15 protein-coding genes are annotated in these 15,850 nt (G+C 34.8%); 6 read left to right on the top strand and 9 right to left on the bottom strand.

Annotation, left to right across the window (positions count from 1 at the left end; all coding sequences use genetic code 11):
- Positions 1-75 precede the first annotated feature (75 nt).
- The 4 genes from leuB to ACWGOQ_RS22805 form a co-directional block, all read right to left on the bottom strand.
- Entirely contained in the window at positions 76-1,191 is a 1,116-nt protein-coding gene (leuB, locus tag ACWGOQ_RS22820) for a 3-isopropylmalate dehydrogenase (RefSeq protein ID WP_452060056.1), read from the bottom strand.
- An 85-nt stretch (positions 1,192-1,276) separates the two neighbouring features.
- A complete protein-coding gene (gene leuD / locus ACWGOQ_RS22815) occupies positions 1,277-1,864 on the bottom strand; it encodes a 3-isopropylmalate dehydratase small subunit (RefSeq protein ID WP_452060055.1) in 588 nt (195 codons plus the stop codon).
- Positions 1,865-1,868: 4 nt separating this feature from the next.
- Entirely contained in the window at positions 1,869-3,251 is a 1,383-nt protein-coding gene (leuC, locus tag ACWGOQ_RS22810; RefSeq protein ID WP_452060054.1) for a 3-isopropylmalate dehydratase large subunit, read from the bottom strand.
- Positions 3,252-3,281: 30 nt separating this feature from the next.
- Entirely contained in the window at positions 3,282-4,454 is a 1,173-nt protein-coding gene (locus ACWGOQ_RS22805) for a 2-isopropylmalate synthase (protein WP_452060053.1), read from the bottom strand.
- Between the two features lie 206 nt (positions 4,455-4,660).
- Here ACWGOQ_RS22805 and ACWGOQ_RS22800 point away from each other — a divergent pair, with 206 nt between their 5' ends.
- Both ACWGOQ_RS22800 and ACWGOQ_RS22795 read left to right on the top strand, forming a co-directional pair.
- Positions 4,661-6,205, top strand: coding sequence for a hypothetical protein (locus ACWGOQ_RS22800; RefSeq protein ID WP_452060052.1), 1,545 nt, complete (start codon positions 4,661-4,663; stop codon positions 6,203-6,205).
- 12 nt (positions 6,206-6,217) lie between these two features.
- Positions 6,218-7,078 (top strand): DMT family transporter, encoded by an 861-nt coding sequence (locus tag ACWGOQ_RS22795; protein WP_452060051.1) that lies wholly within the window; start codon positions 6,218-6,220, stop codon positions 7,076-7,078.
- A gap of 16 nt (positions 7,079-7,094) precedes the next feature.
- Here the strand turns inward: ACWGOQ_RS22795 and ACWGOQ_RS22790 are convergent, their stop codons facing one another.
- From ACWGOQ_RS22790 to ACWGOQ_RS22780, 3 genes are all read right to left on the bottom strand, one after another.
- Positions 7,095-7,793, bottom strand: coding sequence for an RluA family pseudouridine synthase (locus ACWGOQ_RS22790; RefSeq protein WP_452060050.1), 699 nt, complete (start codon positions 7,791-7,793; stop codon positions 7,095-7,097).
- Between the two features lie 48 nt (positions 7,794-7,841).
- Entirely contained in the window at positions 7,842-8,660 is an 819-nt protein-coding gene (gene panB, locus ACWGOQ_RS22785) for a 3-methyl-2-oxobutanoate hydroxymethyltransferase (protein ID WP_452060049.1), read from the bottom strand.
- 144 nt (positions 8,661-8,804) lie between these two features.
- On the bottom strand, positions 8,805-9,185 hold the full coding sequence (locus ACWGOQ_RS22780; RefSeq protein WP_452060048.1) for a hypothetical protein: 381 nt from the start codon (positions 9,183-9,185) through the stop codon (positions 8,805-8,807).
- 219 nt (positions 9,186-9,404) lie between these two features.
- Here ACWGOQ_RS22780 and ACWGOQ_RS22775 point away from each other — a divergent pair, with 219 nt between their 5' ends.
- Positions 9,405-9,869, top strand: a complete 465-nt coding sequence (locus ACWGOQ_RS22775) for a nuclear transport factor 2 family protein (protein WP_452060047.1) — start codon at positions 9,405-9,407, stop codon at positions 9,867-9,869.
- 1 nt (position 9,870) lies between these two features.
- On the opposite strand, the gene ACWGOQ_RS22770 is transcribed toward ACWGOQ_RS22775, so the two are convergent.
- Positions 9,871-10,545 (bottom strand): CPBP family glutamic-type intramembrane protease, encoded by a 675-nt coding sequence (locus ACWGOQ_RS22770; protein ID WP_452060046.1) that lies wholly within the window; start codon positions 10,543-10,545, stop codon positions 9,871-9,873.
- Between the two features lie 8 nt (positions 10,546-10,553).
- Positions 10,554-11,978: an L-serine ammonia-lyase gene (locus ACWGOQ_RS22765; RefSeq protein ID WP_452060045.1), complete on the bottom strand. Its 1,425-nt coding sequence runs from the start codon at positions 11,976-11,978 to the stop codon at positions 10,554-10,556.
- A 236-nt stretch (positions 11,979-12,214) separates the two neighbouring features.
- On the opposite strand from ACWGOQ_RS22765, the gene dnaK reads away from it, so the two are divergent.
- The 3 genes from dnaK to ACWGOQ_RS22750 all read left to right on the top strand — a co-directional run bounded on the left by dnaK (position 12,215) and on the right by ACWGOQ_RS22750 (position 15,671).
- Entirely contained in the window at positions 12,215-14,128 is a 1,914-nt protein-coding gene (gene dnaK, locus ACWGOQ_RS22760) for a molecular chaperone DnaK (protein WP_452060044.1), read from the top strand.
- A gap of 208 nt (positions 14,129-14,336) precedes the next feature.
- Positions 14,337-15,092, top strand: a complete 756-nt coding sequence (locus ACWGOQ_RS22755) for a hypothetical protein (RefSeq protein WP_452060043.1) — start codon at positions 14,337-14,339, stop codon at positions 15,090-15,092.
- A 180-nt stretch (positions 15,093-15,272) separates the two neighbouring features.
- On the top strand, positions 15,273-15,671 hold the full coding sequence (locus tag ACWGOQ_RS22750) for a hypothetical protein (RefSeq protein ID WP_452060042.1): 399 nt from the start codon (positions 15,273-15,275) through the stop codon (positions 15,669-15,671).
- Positions 15,672-15,850: the final 179 nt, after the last annotated feature.

Here is a 15,850-nt window from a genome sequence, read left to right as displayed (position 1 = left end):
TGTAATAAGATACGAAAAAAACAACCAGATATTAAAACCTGGTTGCTTTTATGAATATATATAACTAATATAATATTATATAATTGTAGACTGCCCTACGTGTATGTTTTCAAAATTAATATTCGAATCTTCTGGATTCAAAATATAATCATAAATAAAATCTCCTACTTTTTCTGTAGATAGCGGGTTAGTATGATTAAGATCAGGAGTGGTGATGTTTAACTCTAAAGCTTTTTCTACTCCTTTTTTGATGGTATTGGCTTCTTCCACCAGATTAAAATGTTCTAATAGCATGGCTGCAGAAAGAATAGCGGCGATTGGATTGGCAATTCCTTTTCCAGTAGCTTGCGGATAGGATCCGTGAATGGGTTCGAACATGCAACAAGTATCACCCACAGATGCCGAGGCTAATAATCCAATGGATCCACCAATAACGCTCGCTTCATCAGAAATAATATCTCCAAACATGTTTTCTGTTAGGATCACATCAAATTGACTCGGATTTAAGATTAGTTGCATTGCTGCATTGTCTACAAATAAGAAGTCTATCGCCACATCCTCATATTCCTTAGCGATTTCTGTAACTACTCTTCTCCATAATCGAGAAGATTCTAAGACATTTGCTTTGTCTACCAGTGTTAACTTTTTACGTCGTTTCTGAGCGGCTTTAAAAGCCTGATGAGAAATACGTTCAATTTCCTCCTTAGAGTATTCACATAGATCTGAGGCGATCGTTCCTTCCTTATTAAGATGTTTTTTACCAAAATAAATACCACCTGTTAGTTCCCTGTAAATCGAAATATCAGTTCCTTCAATAATTTCTCGTTTTAAAGGGGATTTGTCCAATAGGGTTTTATAAGCTTTTACCGGACGAATATTTGCATATAATCCTAATTCTTTTCGTAACCGTAATAATCCTTGTTCAGGTCTTACCGGTGCATCAGGGTTGTCATCGTATTTGGGATCACCAATAGCCCCAAATAGCACAGCATCTGTACTAGAGCAAAGCTGCAAGGTTTCATCTGGTAGTGGATTTCCGGTCTTGTCAATAGCTATCGCACCTACTAGTGCATCTTTAAAAGTAAAGGTATGATCAAACCGATGCATAATGGCTTCGAGCACTTTTGTTGCTTGCGAAGTAACTTCTGGTCCGATTCCGTCTCCTGATAATACAGCAATTTCTAGTTTCATAGATTACTATCTATTTAAGATTATTATTTTTAATTGTCATACGTAGTTCTTTTCTGAAAAGATAGGCTCGTCTTGACTATTTTATTTATGTTCTTGTTTTTTCAAAAGCTTCAATATCTGATTTGTTACTGATCAAGAAGTCTATATCATCATATCCGTTCATCAAACACGTCTTTTTGTAAGCATTGATTTCAAAATGCGCTTGAGATCCTGTTGATACCAGAGTGATTTTTTGTGTTTCAAGATCTACTTCTATTGGCGTTTTGGGATCTTTTTTAATTTCTGAAAATAACACTTGTAGAAATGCTGGGGATACCTCTACAGGTACTAAGCCATTATTCAATGAATTCCCTTTAAATATGTCAGCAAAAAAACTGGAAACTACTACTTTAAACCCATAATCGTGTATGGCCCAGGCAGCGTGTTCTCTACTCGAACCACAACCAAAATTATTACCAGCCACCAAAATACTGCCAGTATAATCGGGATTATTTAAAGTAAAATCAGTATTGATGCTTCCGTCTTTTAGAAAACGCCAATCCCTAAACAGGTTTTCTCCAAATCCTTCGCGATCTGTAGCTTTTAGAAAACGAGCAGGAATGATCTGATCGGTATCCACATTTTCTATAGATAATGGCACTGCTGTAGACGTTAACTTGATAAACTTATCCATAGTTTTAATTCAAATGTTTAGTGATATCGATAATTTTCCCTTCTATTGCTGTGGCTGCAGCTACTAATGGACTAGCTAGAATAGTCCTGGATCCTTGTCCCTGGCGGCCTTCAAAATTTCTATTGGATGTAGAAACACAATATTCTCCTTCAGGAATCTTATCGTCGTTCATAGCCAAACATGCTGAACATCCAGGTTGTCTTAATTTAAATCCTGCTTCTTCAAAAATTTCATTCAATCCTTCATTAATTATTTGCGAAGCTACTTGTTGTGATCCTGGAACAAACCAGGCAGTTACATTGGCAGCTTTTTTCTTTCCTTTAATATAACTTGCTGCTACTCTGAAATCTTCAATTCTACTATTGGTACAGCTCCCTATGAAAACATAATTGATTTTGTGATTTATAAGTGATTGTCCTTTTTCGAAATTCATATACGCCAATGATTTTTCGAAAGAAGCGCTGTTTTCTGTTGGTATCGTTGCAGTGACCTTGATTCCCATTCCGGGATTGGTTCCGTAGGTGATCATCGGTTCGATATCTTCTGCATCAAAATTATATTCTTTGTCAAAAACGGCACCTTCGTCAGTGGGTAATGTTTTCCAGTATGCTACTTTTTTGTCAAAAGCAGCATCTTTGGGTGCAAATTCTCGTCCTTTTACATAATCGAACGTTGTTTCATCCGGGGCAATCATACCACCACGAGCTCCCATTTCGATACTCATATTACAGACTGTCATGCGCCCTTCCATAGACATTTCTTCAAATACATTGCCCGCATATTCGCAAAAATATCCCGTACCCGCGTTGGTTCCCAGCTTTGCTATAACATAAAGAATTACGTCTTTGGGTAAAACACCAGGTCGCAGTTTTCCGTTTACCTGAACTCGCAGACTTTTAGGTTTCTGGAGTAACAGACATTGACTTGCAAAAACCTGAGCTACCTGGCTGGTGCCTATACCAAAAGCGATAGAACCAAATGCTCCGTGAGTAGAAGTGTGGCTGTCTCCACAAACCATAGTCATTCCTGGTTGAGTAATGCCCAACTCTGGTGCCATTACGTGCACAATACCGTTATATTTATGTCCTAAGCCGTATAAGGTGATATCATTTTTCTCACAATTCTTTGTAAGCTGAGCTAACTGATTTCTGGATAATAGATCTTTTACTGGTAAGTGTTGGTCGATAGTTGGGGTGTTGTGATCTGCCGTTGCCACTACTTGATTTGGTCTAAAGACAGGGATTCCACGATGTTCAAGTTCGTTAAATGCTTGTGGACTTGTAACTTCATGGATTAAATGTTGATCGATATAAAGTATTTGGGGACCGTTTTCTATTTCTTTGACTACGTGAGCATCCCAAACTTTATCAAATAATGTCTTTTTCATATAAAGAATTTACTTGTATAAAATTATTTTCTAAGCTACTGCCGCTGCTTCGACCTGAACAGTTTTCATAATCTGATGAATATCCTCATCAATAACTTCTTTCTTTCTGTCTGCGTAGTTCAAAAACTCTTTGTATACTTCGTCCAACTGAAGTTTGGTTAATTCATACCCAATCTTTTTAGCTCTATAGGCAAGCGCAGCTCTACCGCTTCTTGCGGTCAGGACGATGGCTGATTCAGTTACTCCAACTTCGGCTGGGTCAATAATTTCGTATGTTTCGCGATTTTTGATAACACCATCTTGATGTATTCCGGAGCTATGTGCAAACGCATTGGCACCTACAATGGCCTTATTTGGTTGTACCAGCATCCCCATACTTTCTGATACCATAAGACTTGTGTCATATAATAATTTAGAATTAATATCCGTATTCAGGTTTAGATATGGGTGTTGTTTCATAATCATCACCACTTCTTCCAACGCTGTGTTTCCGGCGCGTTCTCCTATTCCATTAATGGTGCATTCTATTTGTCGTGCTCCATTAATTGCTCCGACAATAGAATTGGCCGTTGCTAACCCTAAATCATTATGGCAATGACAGGAGATAATAACGTTATCGATGCCTTTTACATTTTCTTTTAGGTATTTTATTTTAGCACCGTACTCTTCTGGTAAACAATATCCGGTAGTATCCGGTATGTTTAGTACAGTGGCTCCAGCTTTGATCATAGCTTCACAGACTCGGGCTAAGAATTCATTATCAGTACGACCAGCATCTTCAGCATAAAATTCTACATCTTCCACAAAAGATTTAGCATATTTTACCGCAGCAATTCCTCGTTCAATAACTTTATCTTGTGTAGAATTGAACTTGTATTTTATATGAGATTCTGATGTTCCGATTCCAGTATGAATTCTTGGTTTTCTGGCATGCTCAAGCGCTTCGGCAGCTACTTTAATATCATTTTCTACAGCTCTGGTTAATCCACAAACCGTAGCATTTTTAACAATTTTTGCAATTTCATATACCGAAGTAAAATCTCCTGGACTTGATACTGGAAATCCGGCTTCAATGACATCCACTCCTAGCAGGTCTAGGCGCTCTGCAATCACTAATTTTTGTTGTGTATTCAGCTTACAACCAGGGACTTGTTCTCCGTCTCTTAACGTGGTGTCAAAAATTTGGACTTTATTATCGCTCATAGGAATTATGTGAATTATTAATATTGATAATCTCTTTAAATGATATCTTTTTAAATATAATGTTAAAGATGTTTTAGTATTCTATTACGAATTTATATTTTGGTTATTGAAAAAGAAGGGTTTTGACACACATTTTACAATGTTGAAATGTTTTGATGTGAGTTTAACTTTCTTTTAATCAGTTAATTATAATATATTTTCTTACAATGACTAATGATCAAAAAGATCCTTTGTTTGTCTTAGTGAAGTCACTATCCAAGTCCGAAAAACGACAATTTAAAGTGTATGTCGGAAGGTTAGGGGTAAATACTGATTCAAAATTCTTAGCGCTTTTTAACCATTTGGATAAGAATGAATCGCTGGACGAAGAGTTAGTTGTATCCAAAGGAATTGTAAAAAAACAACAACTTTCTAATCTTAAAGCGCATCTGTATAAGCAAATATTAATTAGTCTTCGGTTAAGTCCATTGCATCAAAACGTTAGGTCACAGATACGGGAACAATTAGATTTTGCAACCATTTTATATCATAAAGGACTCTATAAGCAAAGCCTCAAGATTTTGGATAAAGCAAAAACGTTAGCAAAAGAAAATGAAGAGAATAATATCGCTTATGAGATTGTAGAGTTAGAAAAGGTCATAGAAACCCAATATATAACTAGAAGTATTAATAGTCGTGCTGATGAATTGACAATAGAAGCAAAAATGCTAAGCATGAAAAATGTGCTCACTAGCAGATTGTCTAATCTTTCGCTTCAATTGTATGGTTTGATGATTAAAAGTGGGTATGTGCGCAATGATAAGGAGCATACAATAATTACCAATTATTTTGAAAGTAAGTTGCCAAAGTATGATTGGAACATTCTTGGTTTTAGAGAGAAATTATGGTTGTACAAAACACATTTATGGTATAGTTTTATGGTACAGGATTTTTTATCCTGCTATAAATATTCAAAAAAATGGGTAGACCTGTTTTATGAATACCCTAAAATGATCATTCTTAACCCAGTGTTTTTTCTAAGAGGAAATCATTATCTATTAGAATCATTGTTTCTGATTCAGGATAAAACTCAGTTAAAATTAACATTGAGAACATTCGAAAGAAGTATTGCATCAGATGACTTTCCGATTGACGATAATATTGCAGTGCTTTCTTTTCAGTTTGTCTATAATAACAAATTAAATATTCACTTTTTAGAAGGAACCTTTGATGAAGGTGAATATTTGGTAAATGAAATATTGACAGGAATTGAAGAATACAAAAATCGCTTAGATGATCACCATATTATGGTGTTATATTATAAAGTAGGTTGTCTCTATTTTGGGATGGCAAATCATCGAAAATGTATAGAATATCTCAGCAAAATCATCAATAACAAATCTCTAAAAATGCGTGAAGATCTAATGTGTTTTGCAAGAGTACTGAGCTTGGTGGCACATTATGAAGCAGGAATGGATTATCATCTAGAAACTCAGTTGAAAGAGACCTATCGGTTTTTGATAAAAATGGACGACTTATATGAAGTGCAAAAAGAGATGATTAAGTTTCTTAAAAACCTTGGAGATATTTTTCCACATCAGATTAAGGATGAATTTAGAAAACTGCATAAAACATTAAAGCAATATGAAAACCATCCTTACGAGAAAAGAGCATTTTTATATTTGGATATTTTATCTTGGCTAGAAAGCAATATAGAAGGAAGACCAGTAGCTGATATCATCAAAGAAAAATCTAGGAAACTAGTTCGATAATTAGATAATTCTATGGCAAAAAGTACAAAGCACTTACAGAATATTCTCGAATTAAATCTTGCCATGCTTTTCATCAGTACATCGGGAGCATTAGGAAGATATATTGACATGCCAGTACCAGTGACTATAGCTTTTAGAGCCATTTTAGCAGGAATTGTATTGTTTTTTTTCTGTAAGTGGAAAAAAATATCTTTCAAAATTGCCGCTGCGGATCGTTTAACAATCATCGTTGGTGGTGTTCTTATGGGACTTCATTGGATTACTTATTTCTATGCGCTAAAGATGTCTAATGTAGCAATAGGGATGTTATCTTTATTTACATATCCGGTGATTACTTCTTTTTTGGAACCGATACTACTGAAAACCAAGTTTCAGAAAATGCATTTGGTTTTAGGCGCTTTAGTGTTATTAGGAATCTACTTTTTAGTGCCTGATTTTAGTTTAAATAACTCCTATGCAAAAGCGGTAGGTTTAGGTATTGTGTCTGCCTTTTGTTATGCACTGAGAAACTTAATTATGAAAACTAAAGTGAGCATTTATAACGGATCAATACTTATGTGGTATCAACTTCTGATTATTGGTATGATGCTATTACCTTCGCTTTTTATAAAGGATAGCTCCGGAATTGTTACACATTGGCCTTGGACATTAGTTTTAGCAATAGTAACAACGGCTGTTGGTCATACATTGTTTTTATTTAGTCTGAAAAAATTTTCTACAACTACAGCCAGTATCATAGGTAGCATACAACCAGTTTACGGAATTGTCATAGGAATTACATTTTTAAAAGAAATTCCTGTGTTAACCACTATCATCGGAGGAGTTCTAATCTTAACTTCTGTGGTCATTGAGAGTGTGCGATCTTATAAGTAACGTAACGTGTTAGTAACTATTTCATAGTTTCATTCCATATAGGATCGGGTGGAGGCGGTGCTACAATCGTCAAAGGTTCTTTTTTTACAGGATGTATCAATGTAAGTTTTCTAGCATGTAGATGAATGCTTCCATCTTTATTACTTCGAGCTGCTCCATATTTTAAATCTCCTTTAATTGCACTACCGATATAGGACAATTGAGATCTTATCTGATGGTGTCTACCCGTATGAAGATCAATTTCTAAAACGCAATAGTGATGTAGGGTTTTTATAATTTTATAATTCAAAATAGCTTTTTTGCTATCAATTACTTCCTTGTTATGAGCATACGATTTATTTTGTTTTGGATTACGTTTTAGCCAATGAATAAGTGTGTCTTTTTCTTTTGGTGGCGTATTTTTTACAACGGCCCAGTATGTTTTTTTTGCTTCTTTATCAGCAAATAATTTATTAAGCCTGGGAAGTGCTTTACTTGTTCTTGCAAAAACTATAATTCCGCTGGTAGGTCTATCTAAACGATGTACAACACCCAGATAAACAGCACCCGGTTTGTTATACTTTTTTGCGATGTATTCTTTTACAACTTCGCTAAGTGGTTTATCGCCTGTTTTATCTCCTTGTACAATATCTCCTGCCCGTTTATTAACGATAATCAAATGATTATCTTCATAAAGAACCTGAAGATTCGATGTATTGGAGATTATTTTTTTCAATAATAATTTTATTCGGTAAGTATAGTTATTTTGAACTAAGAACTAACATTAATACTGCTCATCATCATTAGGAAAATCTAAAGACTTTACGTCAGAAACATATTGTTGGAAAGCATTTGTCATATCAGTGTATAAATCCAGGTAACGTCTTAGAAAACGCGGGTTAAATTCGTGAGTCATTCCGAGCATATCGTGAGTGACCAATACTTGTCCGTCCACTCCATTTCCTGCACCAATTCCGATGATAGGAATCGTAAGGCTTTCGGCTACTTCTTTTGCTAGTTTAGCCGGTACTTTTTCTAATACTATAGCAAAACACCCTGCTTTCTCGAGCATTAAAGCATCTTCTTTTAGTTGTTTAGCTTCTTCTTCTTCTTTAGCACGTACCGTGTAGGTTCCGAATTTATAAATGGATTGAGGTGTTAAACCTAAATGTCCCATTACCGGGATTCCTGCATTCAGAATTCGTTTGATAGATTCTTTAACTTCTTTTCCTCCTTCGAGTTTTACGGCGTGACCTCCGGATTCTTTCATGATTCTAATTGCAGAACGCAATGCTTCTTTAGGATCACTTTGATAACTTCCAAAAGGTAAATCTACAACGATTAATGCTCTCTCTATTGCTCTGATCACAGAGGATGCGTGATATATCATTTGATCTAACGTGATTGGCAGTGTAGTTTCATGCCCAGCCATTACATTCGAAGCAGAATCTCCAACTAAAATAACATCAACCCCAGCGCTGTCCACAATTTTTGCCATCGTATAGTCATATGCCGTAAGCATAGATATTTTTTCTTTATTGGCTTTCATCTCTACCAGAGATTTTACTGTAACACGCTTGTAATCCTTTTTTGCTGTAGACATTTGATTTTATTAATTTAATGTGGTAAAAGTAATCAATTCGTATAATGGTAACAAACGTATATTGTATTTGATTATCAATGTGGATAACTACCCGAATTATTTTTACAAAATCTCTATCGCAGCTCTATAAAATATGATAATTCTTTAATCATAGCTGCTTAAAATCTTTTTTGCCCAGGATACTGCATTATCAAAATGACGAAACACCTCAAAGTCTTTTTCATAAAATTTTCCTTCAAATTTTGCATTTTCTATGGTATTGTCATTACTAACAATAATCCCAATCCCTAATAAGTTTTTGATTTTCGAAGCCTCTTTATATACTAAAGGGTCCACTGAATATGAAAAAGTTCGATTCGAAAGGTATATTAGCGTATCGTTTTTAAAATGTTTTTCAATTATTTTTTCTAATTCAGTAATGTGTTTTGAAGAAATTATTTCCCCTTCTTTAATTTGTTTTACAATCAAGTTTTCAAGAATAAATAATTCACAATAGTCTAAATTGTAATGATAGAACTTTCCCATTTTATTGATTTTTGGAGATAAATTCAACAGTAAGTATGAAGATTTGGGAATGGTTCTAGAATTTATCAGGTCTAGGATAAAAATAACAATAATTGAATGTAAAAAGTAACATAATGGTAATCAATTTTGTTTTTTTAATCATACCATATTGTCAATTTAACAAATTACTTTTAGAAAGTAATAAAAATCATATATTTAAACTTACCAAAAGGCGGCTGTATGTATAAGAGTTTATTTTTATTTATGATATTCATTGTTAATGTTGGTTTCTCTCAAAAAGAAATAGACATAAATCAAAAAAATGCTAAACAAGCAGTGTTGGATTTTTTTGAAGGATTTCATCAAGGCGATACTACTCGAATCAGGAAGACAATGGATGCTACAATTGTCATGCAAACAATTGTTAAAACCAAAGAAGGAACAACCAAAATCCTAAAGACTGACGTAAATAAGTTTCTAGAAGTGATTCATAACAGACCTGAAGATCAAAGATGGCTAGAAAAGTTGTTGGGTTTTAAAATTGACGCAGATACAAGTATTGCGCAGGTTTGGACTCCATATAAATTTTATGTAAATGACAAATTTAGTCATTGTGGCGTTAATATGTTTCAGTTATTTAATGATGGAAATAGCTGGAAGATTATAGCCATCGTTGATACCCGAAAAAAGGATGGTTGTAAGTAATTTAGAGCCTACTGCTAATGATCAAAAAAACTACCCCATTATTTATTGCATGAAGTAAGATAGACCAAACAATATGGTTGTTTCTTAATTTTATGTTGCCAAACATATGACCGGCAATAATTCTGGGCACAATCAGAAGGAATAGTACGCTGTTCATCTTAAAAGAGTCTACGTAATTAAAAATATGAAGAAAACCGAATACGATAGATGTAACCTGAAGTGTCATTAATTGATGGTTTTCTAAATACTTCTTACTCTTCTCAAGATAGTGTTTCGGTAGTACTTTGTTATACATTAGGAAGAGTAGTACAATAAATACCATAAATAATAGAGAACGATAATACCAAGCCAACGCAGGGGTTATAAATAATCCTAAGAAGAAAAGTGTCCAGGAACTTAAAAATAATAAAAGATCTGTTGTTTTGGGTTTCAGTAATGTTCTGAACATCAATTCTTCTACAATGGGAGCAAATACGATCATTGCCAGAAATGCTTTAAGTCTATCCTCCTTGAAGATTTCAAAAATACTATCCTGAGAATATTTTTTTAGGTCTAGATAAGGAAAAACACTTTGTAGTATTGCCACGCAAATAAAAAAGAGAATATATAATCCAAACAACTGGAAGTAGGTGACTAATAGATTTTTAATTTTATGAAACAAGATATTGTTATCCATTGTCAAAACTAGCAATCACTTAAACTTACTTTAATAGCCAAACCGCCTTCACTGGTTTCTTTATACTTAGTATTCATATCTTTTGCGGTTTCCCACATAGTCTCTATGACTTTGTCTAAAGGTACTTTTGCAAAAGTAGCATCTGCGTCTAATGCCATTTCGCAAGCATTGATAGCTTTTATGGCTCCCATAGCGTTTCGTTCTATACAAGGAATTTGTACTAGGCCGCCAATTGGGTCACAGGTTAACCCTAAATGATGCTCCATTGCTATTTCACTTGCCATTAGGACTTGCGCAGGTGTACCACCCATTAATTCTGTCAATGCTCCGGCTGCCATTGCCGAAGAAACACCAATTTCTGCTTGACAGCCACCCATAGCTGCAGATATCGTTGCGCCTTTTTTAAATAAGCTACCTATTTCTCCTGCTACCAACATAAACTGCTTAACATCATCAAGATTAGCATCGTGATTTTCTATAACCATATAATACATCATCACAGCAGGGATTACTCCAGCACTTCCATTAGTTGGCGCTGTAACCACTCTACCTAGAGAAGCATTTACTTCATTCACGGCAAGTGCAAAACAAGATACCCATTTTAAAATTTGTCTAAATTTTACTTCGGTATCTCTGATGGATGCAATCCACTCCGCGGGATTGCTATATTCTTTAGATCCAATCAATCTTTTATGAGTATCATAAGCACGCCTTCGTACATGAAGTCCTCCAGGCAGTGTACCCTCAGTATGACAACCCTGATACATAGAATCTAGCATGACATCCCATATTTCTTTTATTCGCTCATCAATTTCATGATCATTTTGCAGGGAACGTTCATTTTCGAGAACAATTTCTGATATCTTCTTATTTTTTTTCTGGCAATATGCTAAAAGATCAGTTGCTTTCTGTATTGGAAGTGGAAATTCTCTGAAAGCAGCCATTTTTTTCTTTTTCCTTTTTCGTTCTTTTTGAACGACAAAACCACCTCCTATAGAATAAAATGTAGCAGTTGTTTTTTGCTTGTTACTAAGTGTAGCACTAAAAGTGATTGCATTCGGGTGGAATTCCTTAAATTCTTTGTTAAAAACAATATGGGTTTGTGGATCAAATTTTATGAGAAACTCTTGATTGAAGTGCAAAACCTTATTTTTCTTAATACCCTCTATAATACTAGAAATAGAGTCAACATCAATAGTTTGGGGGTCGTATCCGCACAACCCTAATATGCAAGCGATATCTGTAGCATGTCCTTTTCCAGTTAATGATAAAGATCCAAATAAATCTACGGTAATAGATTCAACGAAGTCAAACTTATTGTTTTTTTTCAACTTTGCTATCCATCTTCTTCCTGCTCTCCAGGGCCCAAAGGTATGAGAGCTGGATGGGCCTACGCCAATCTTCAACATATCAAAAATACTGATACATTCCATAATCCGTAATTAAGTATAAAATTTTGCAGGTAAATATAGCGTATTGGTAAAAAAGAATACTTTTTTTTAAAGAATACTTATGTAGGGAATGTATGTTTTTTTATGTGTCATTTTTTTTGATGACTAATTGCTATTGGAAGGTAGTGACATCCTGTCATACAAATTGTCGTGGCATAATCATTGACTTATGTTGAATAAATTATTAGGAACAACACTAAAAAATTTATATAATAATTATGAGTAAGATAATAGGAATAGATTTAGGGACGACAAACTCTTGTGTTTCTGTGATGGAAGGTAATGAGCCCGTTGTAATCCCTAATGCGGAAGGTAAGAGAACCACTCCATCTGTAATTGCATTTGTAGAAGGAGGAGAAATAAAGGTTGGTGATCCTGCAAAGCGTCAGGCGGTTACGAACCCGACAAAAACAATCTCTTCTATTAAAAGATTTATGGGTAATAAATTCTCTGAATCTGCAAAAGAAGCGGAAAGAGCTGCTTATAAAGTAGTAAAAGGAGATAACGATACACCGCGTGTTGATGTCGACGGTCGTTTATATACTCCTCAGGAATTATCTGCAATGACACTTCAGAAAATGAAGAAAACAGCAGAAGATTATCTTGGACAAGATGTTAGTAGAGCTGTAATTACAGTACCAGCATATTTTAATGACGCACAGCGTCAGGCAACTAAAGAAGCTGGAGAAATTGCGGGACTTACTGTAGAAAGAATAATTAATGAGCCCACAGCGGCAGCATTAGCATACGGACTTGATAAAAAAGGTACGGATCAAAAAATTGTCGTATTTGACTTTGGTGGAGGTACGCACGATGTATCAATCTTGGAATTGGGAGATGGTGTATTTGAAGTACTCTCTACAGATGGAGATACGCACTTAGGTGGAGATGATGTAGATCAAAAAATTATTGATTGGTTAGCAGAAGAGTTTAAAGCAGATGAAAATATGGATCTTCGTAAGGATCCAATGGCTTTACAACGCCTCAAAGAAGCTGCAGAAAAAGCAAAGATTGAGTTATCATCTTCTCCGCAGACAGAAATCAATTTACCATATGTTACAGCTACAGCTAGTGGTCCTAAACACTTGGTAAGATCTTTAACAAGAGCTAAATTTGATCAGTTGATAGATGATTTGGTAAAGCGTACTATCGAACCTTGTCGTACTGCTCTTGATAGTGCAGGGCTATCTACAAGCGATATTGATGAAATTATTTTAGTTGGGGGATCTACCCGTATTCCTGCGGTTCAGGAAGCAGTACAAAAATTCTTTGGAAAAGCACCAAGTAAAGGTGTGAATCCTGATGAAGTAGTAGCTGTTGGAGCTGCCATTCAAGGAGGAGTACTTACAGGAGATGTAAAAGATGTATTGTTATTAGATGTTACACCACTTTCTCTTGGTATTGAAACAATGGGGAACGTAATGACGAAGCTAATCGAAGCGAATACTACGATTCCTACTAAGAAATCACAAGTGTTTTCTACAGCAGCAGATAATCAACCTTCTGTAGAGATCCATGTACTACAAGGAGAACGTTCTATGGCTGCAGATAATAAAACTATTGGTCGTTTCCATTTGGATGGAATTCCACCAGCACAAAGAGGAACACCACAGATCGAAGTTACTTTTGATATCGATGCTAATGGTATTATTAAAGTTTCTGCTACAGATAAAGCAACTAATAAGTCGCAAGATATTCGTATCGAGGCTTCTTCGGGACTAACAGAAGAAGAAATCGCGAAAATGAAGCAGGAAGCTGAAGCAAATGCTGAAGCAGATAAAGCGGCAAAAGAAACTGCAGATAAGTTAAATGAAGCAGATGGAATGATTTTTCAGACAGAAAAACAGCTTAAAGAGTTTGGTGATAAATTATCTGATGATAAGAAAAAACCAATCGAAGATGCTCTTGAGGAATTGAAAAAAGCATATGAATCTAAAGATTTAGCAGTAATTCAACCTGCTCTTGATAAAATCAACGAAGCTTGGAAAGTAGCTAGTGAGGAAATGTATAAGGCGCAGGCAGAAGCACAACAAGGTGGTGCAGCTGAACAACCAGAAGCCGGAGCACAACCAGAAGGCGGTGATTCTGAAGCTAGTGATGTAGAGGATGTAGATTTTGAAGAAGTGAAGTAAGAATTGTTGTTATTCTAAAAAAAAAATGCACGGTGAAAGCTGTGCATTTTTTTTATATTAATAGAGCACGTATAGCAAAAAAAGTTTACTTTTATAATAGCTTAAAATTATCCCTCACAATAGTATTGCATTTTACACACAGTTATTCTTAATAATGAAGATCACTATAGAGCCTAATTTTTTCAGGTGTAAATAATGAAATGTATTAATGAGTCTATCACAAGTTTTTCGTAGAAAAATCTTTTGGTTTTTTGATATTCTTCAAGGAAATGATATTAAAAATCATTTTAAGGATATCAAAGAATTGATTGAAAATCCAAACTCTCAGTTGGTTCAGTTCAGAAAAAAAGAATATCTTCAGAAAATTCTCCAGCATGCAGTAAGTACTACCTGGTTTTATCAGAAATACTCGGGATATCGTTCTATTGACGATTTTCCGGTTATCAACAAAAACTTAATTCGGGATAACTTTGAAGAATTTAAATCGTCCAAATATATAGCTAAGAATTGTGTATTGGTTTCCACCAGTGGTTCTACAGGAGCTCCATTTTCAGTGCTGCATAACAAGAGCAAACGATGTAGAAATACAGCAGATAACCTTTACTTTTCAAACAATTCGGGATATGAAATCGGACAAAAGTTAATCTATGTAAAAATTTGGTCAGACAATTATAAACATAATTTATTCTCCAAATTCTGGTGGCAGAATATATATCCTAAAAGTGTTTTTAACCTTTCGGATCAAGAAATAGAAGTGTTTATTAAAGAATTAAGAGCCGATAGTGTTTCGCAAAAAAGTTTTCTGGGATACCCCTCTGCTTTTGCAACAATTTGCCAATATCTCGATAAAACAAACGCCACACCGATAGCATCGAAAGTCCAATCAATTATCACAATGTCAGAAGGACTTAATGATTACGTAAGGTACAGTATGAAAAAGTATTTTGGCATTTTTCCCATATGAAGATATTCTAATAATGAAAATGGAATTTTAGCACAAGAGGATCGAAATAGAACCTCTAAATTTGTCATTAATTCTGCGAGCTATTTTATAGAAGTTTTTCATTTCGATCAAGATGTCCCAATCAATCCAGGTGAAATAGGAAGAATTATTGTTACCGATCTGCATAATTATGCAATGCCAATGATTCGCTATGATACAGGTGATATTGGAACTATGGATTTTGATGAAAACAATATACCTTATCTCTCTTCTGTAGAAGGAAGAAAATTAGATGTAATCTACAACACAAAGGGTGAAATTATTCCTTCTCATGTGTCTTATAAACTATGTAAATATGGGGATTATAAACAGTTTCAACTAGTGCAAAATGGTCAAAAAGATTATGTAATTAAACTCAACACGGATAAAAAGGTAGATGAAAATAGAATGTTGAAGGAATATAGAGGATATTTTGGGCAGGACGCTAATATCAAAATTGAATACGTAGCCGAAATCCCATTGTTATCATCTGGGAAAAGAAGAGAAGTTTTTAATACATACTATCCTCAATCACAGGGTTATCTCAAATTTTACAAATGATTAAACTGTTTATCAAGGAGCAACTCATTACGGCTAAAGTAACTGTTTGAAAAAAGAAGTTTCATGTCATTTTGGGCGAAATCGAACCATACAACCTATGGGGAGATGTTAGTATATTCCGATTCCGCACCTTTAATCTATGACCGAATTGTTTTTGACAAGTTAAGCTTAAACTGTAA

This window comes from Aquimarina ulvae (genome assembly GCF_053613295.3).
This window is presented reverse-complemented; position numbering and strand designations above follow the sequence as displayed.

What these genes read in the sequence shown, in the direction of transcription:
- ACWGOQ_RS22770 (WP_452060046.1), bottom strand. Translation starts at nt 10,545, where the DNA reads ATGGATAACAATATCTTGTTTCATAAAATTAAAAATCTATTAGTCACC.
- ACWGOQ_RS22755 (WP_452060043.1), top strand. Translation starts at nt 14,337, where the DNA reads ATGAGTCTATCACAAGTTTTTCGTAGAAAAATCTTTTGGTTTTTTGAT.
- ACWGOQ_RS22750 (WP_452060042.1), top strand. Translation starts at nt 15,273, where the DNA reads ATGATTCGCTATGATACAGGTGATATTGGAACTATGGATTTTGATGAA.
- ACWGOQ_RS22795 (WP_452060051.1), top strand. Translation starts at nt 6,218, where the DNA reads ATGGCAAAAAGTACAAAGCACTTACAGAATATTCTCGAATTAAATCTT.
- ACWGOQ_RS22775 (WP_452060047.1), top strand. Translation starts at nt 9,405, where the DNA reads ATGTATAAGAGTTTATTTTTATTTATGATATTCATTGTTAATGTTGGT.
- ACWGOQ_RS22780 (WP_452060048.1), bottom strand. Translation starts at nt 9,185, where the DNA reads ATGGGAAAGTTCTATCATTACAATTTAGACTATTGTGAATTATTTATT.
- ACWGOQ_RS22800 (WP_452060052.1), top strand. Translation starts at nt 4,661, where the DNA reads ATGACTAATGATCAAAAAGATCCTTTGTTTGTCTTAGTGAAGTCACTA.
- panB (WP_452060049.1), bottom strand. Translation starts at nt 8,660, where the DNA reads ATGTCTACAGCAAAAAAGGATTACAAGCGTGTTACAGTAAAATCTCTG.
- leuD (WP_452060055.1), bottom strand. Translation starts at nt 1,864, where the DNA reads ATGGATAAGTTTATCAAGTTAACGTCTACAGCAGTGCCATTATCTATA.
- leuC (WP_452060054.1), bottom strand. Translation starts at nt 3,251, where the DNA reads ATGAAAAAGACATTATTTGATAAAGTTTGGGATGCTCACGTAGTCAAA.
- dnaK (WP_452060044.1), top strand. Translation starts at nt 12,215, where the DNA reads ATGAGTAAGATAATAGGAATAGATTTAGGGACGACAAACTCTTGTGTT.
- ACWGOQ_RS22765 (WP_452060045.1), bottom strand. Translation starts at nt 11,978, where the DNA reads ATGGAATGTATCAGTATTTTTGATATGTTGAAGATTGGCGTAGGCCCA.
- ACWGOQ_RS22805 (WP_452060053.1), bottom strand. Translation starts at nt 4,454, where the DNA reads ATGAGCGATAATAAAGTCCAAATTTTTGACACCACGTTAAGAGACGGA.
- leuB (WP_452060056.1), bottom strand. Translation starts at nt 1,191, where the DNA reads ATGAAACTAGAAATTGCTGTATTATCAGGAGACGGAATCGGACCAGAA.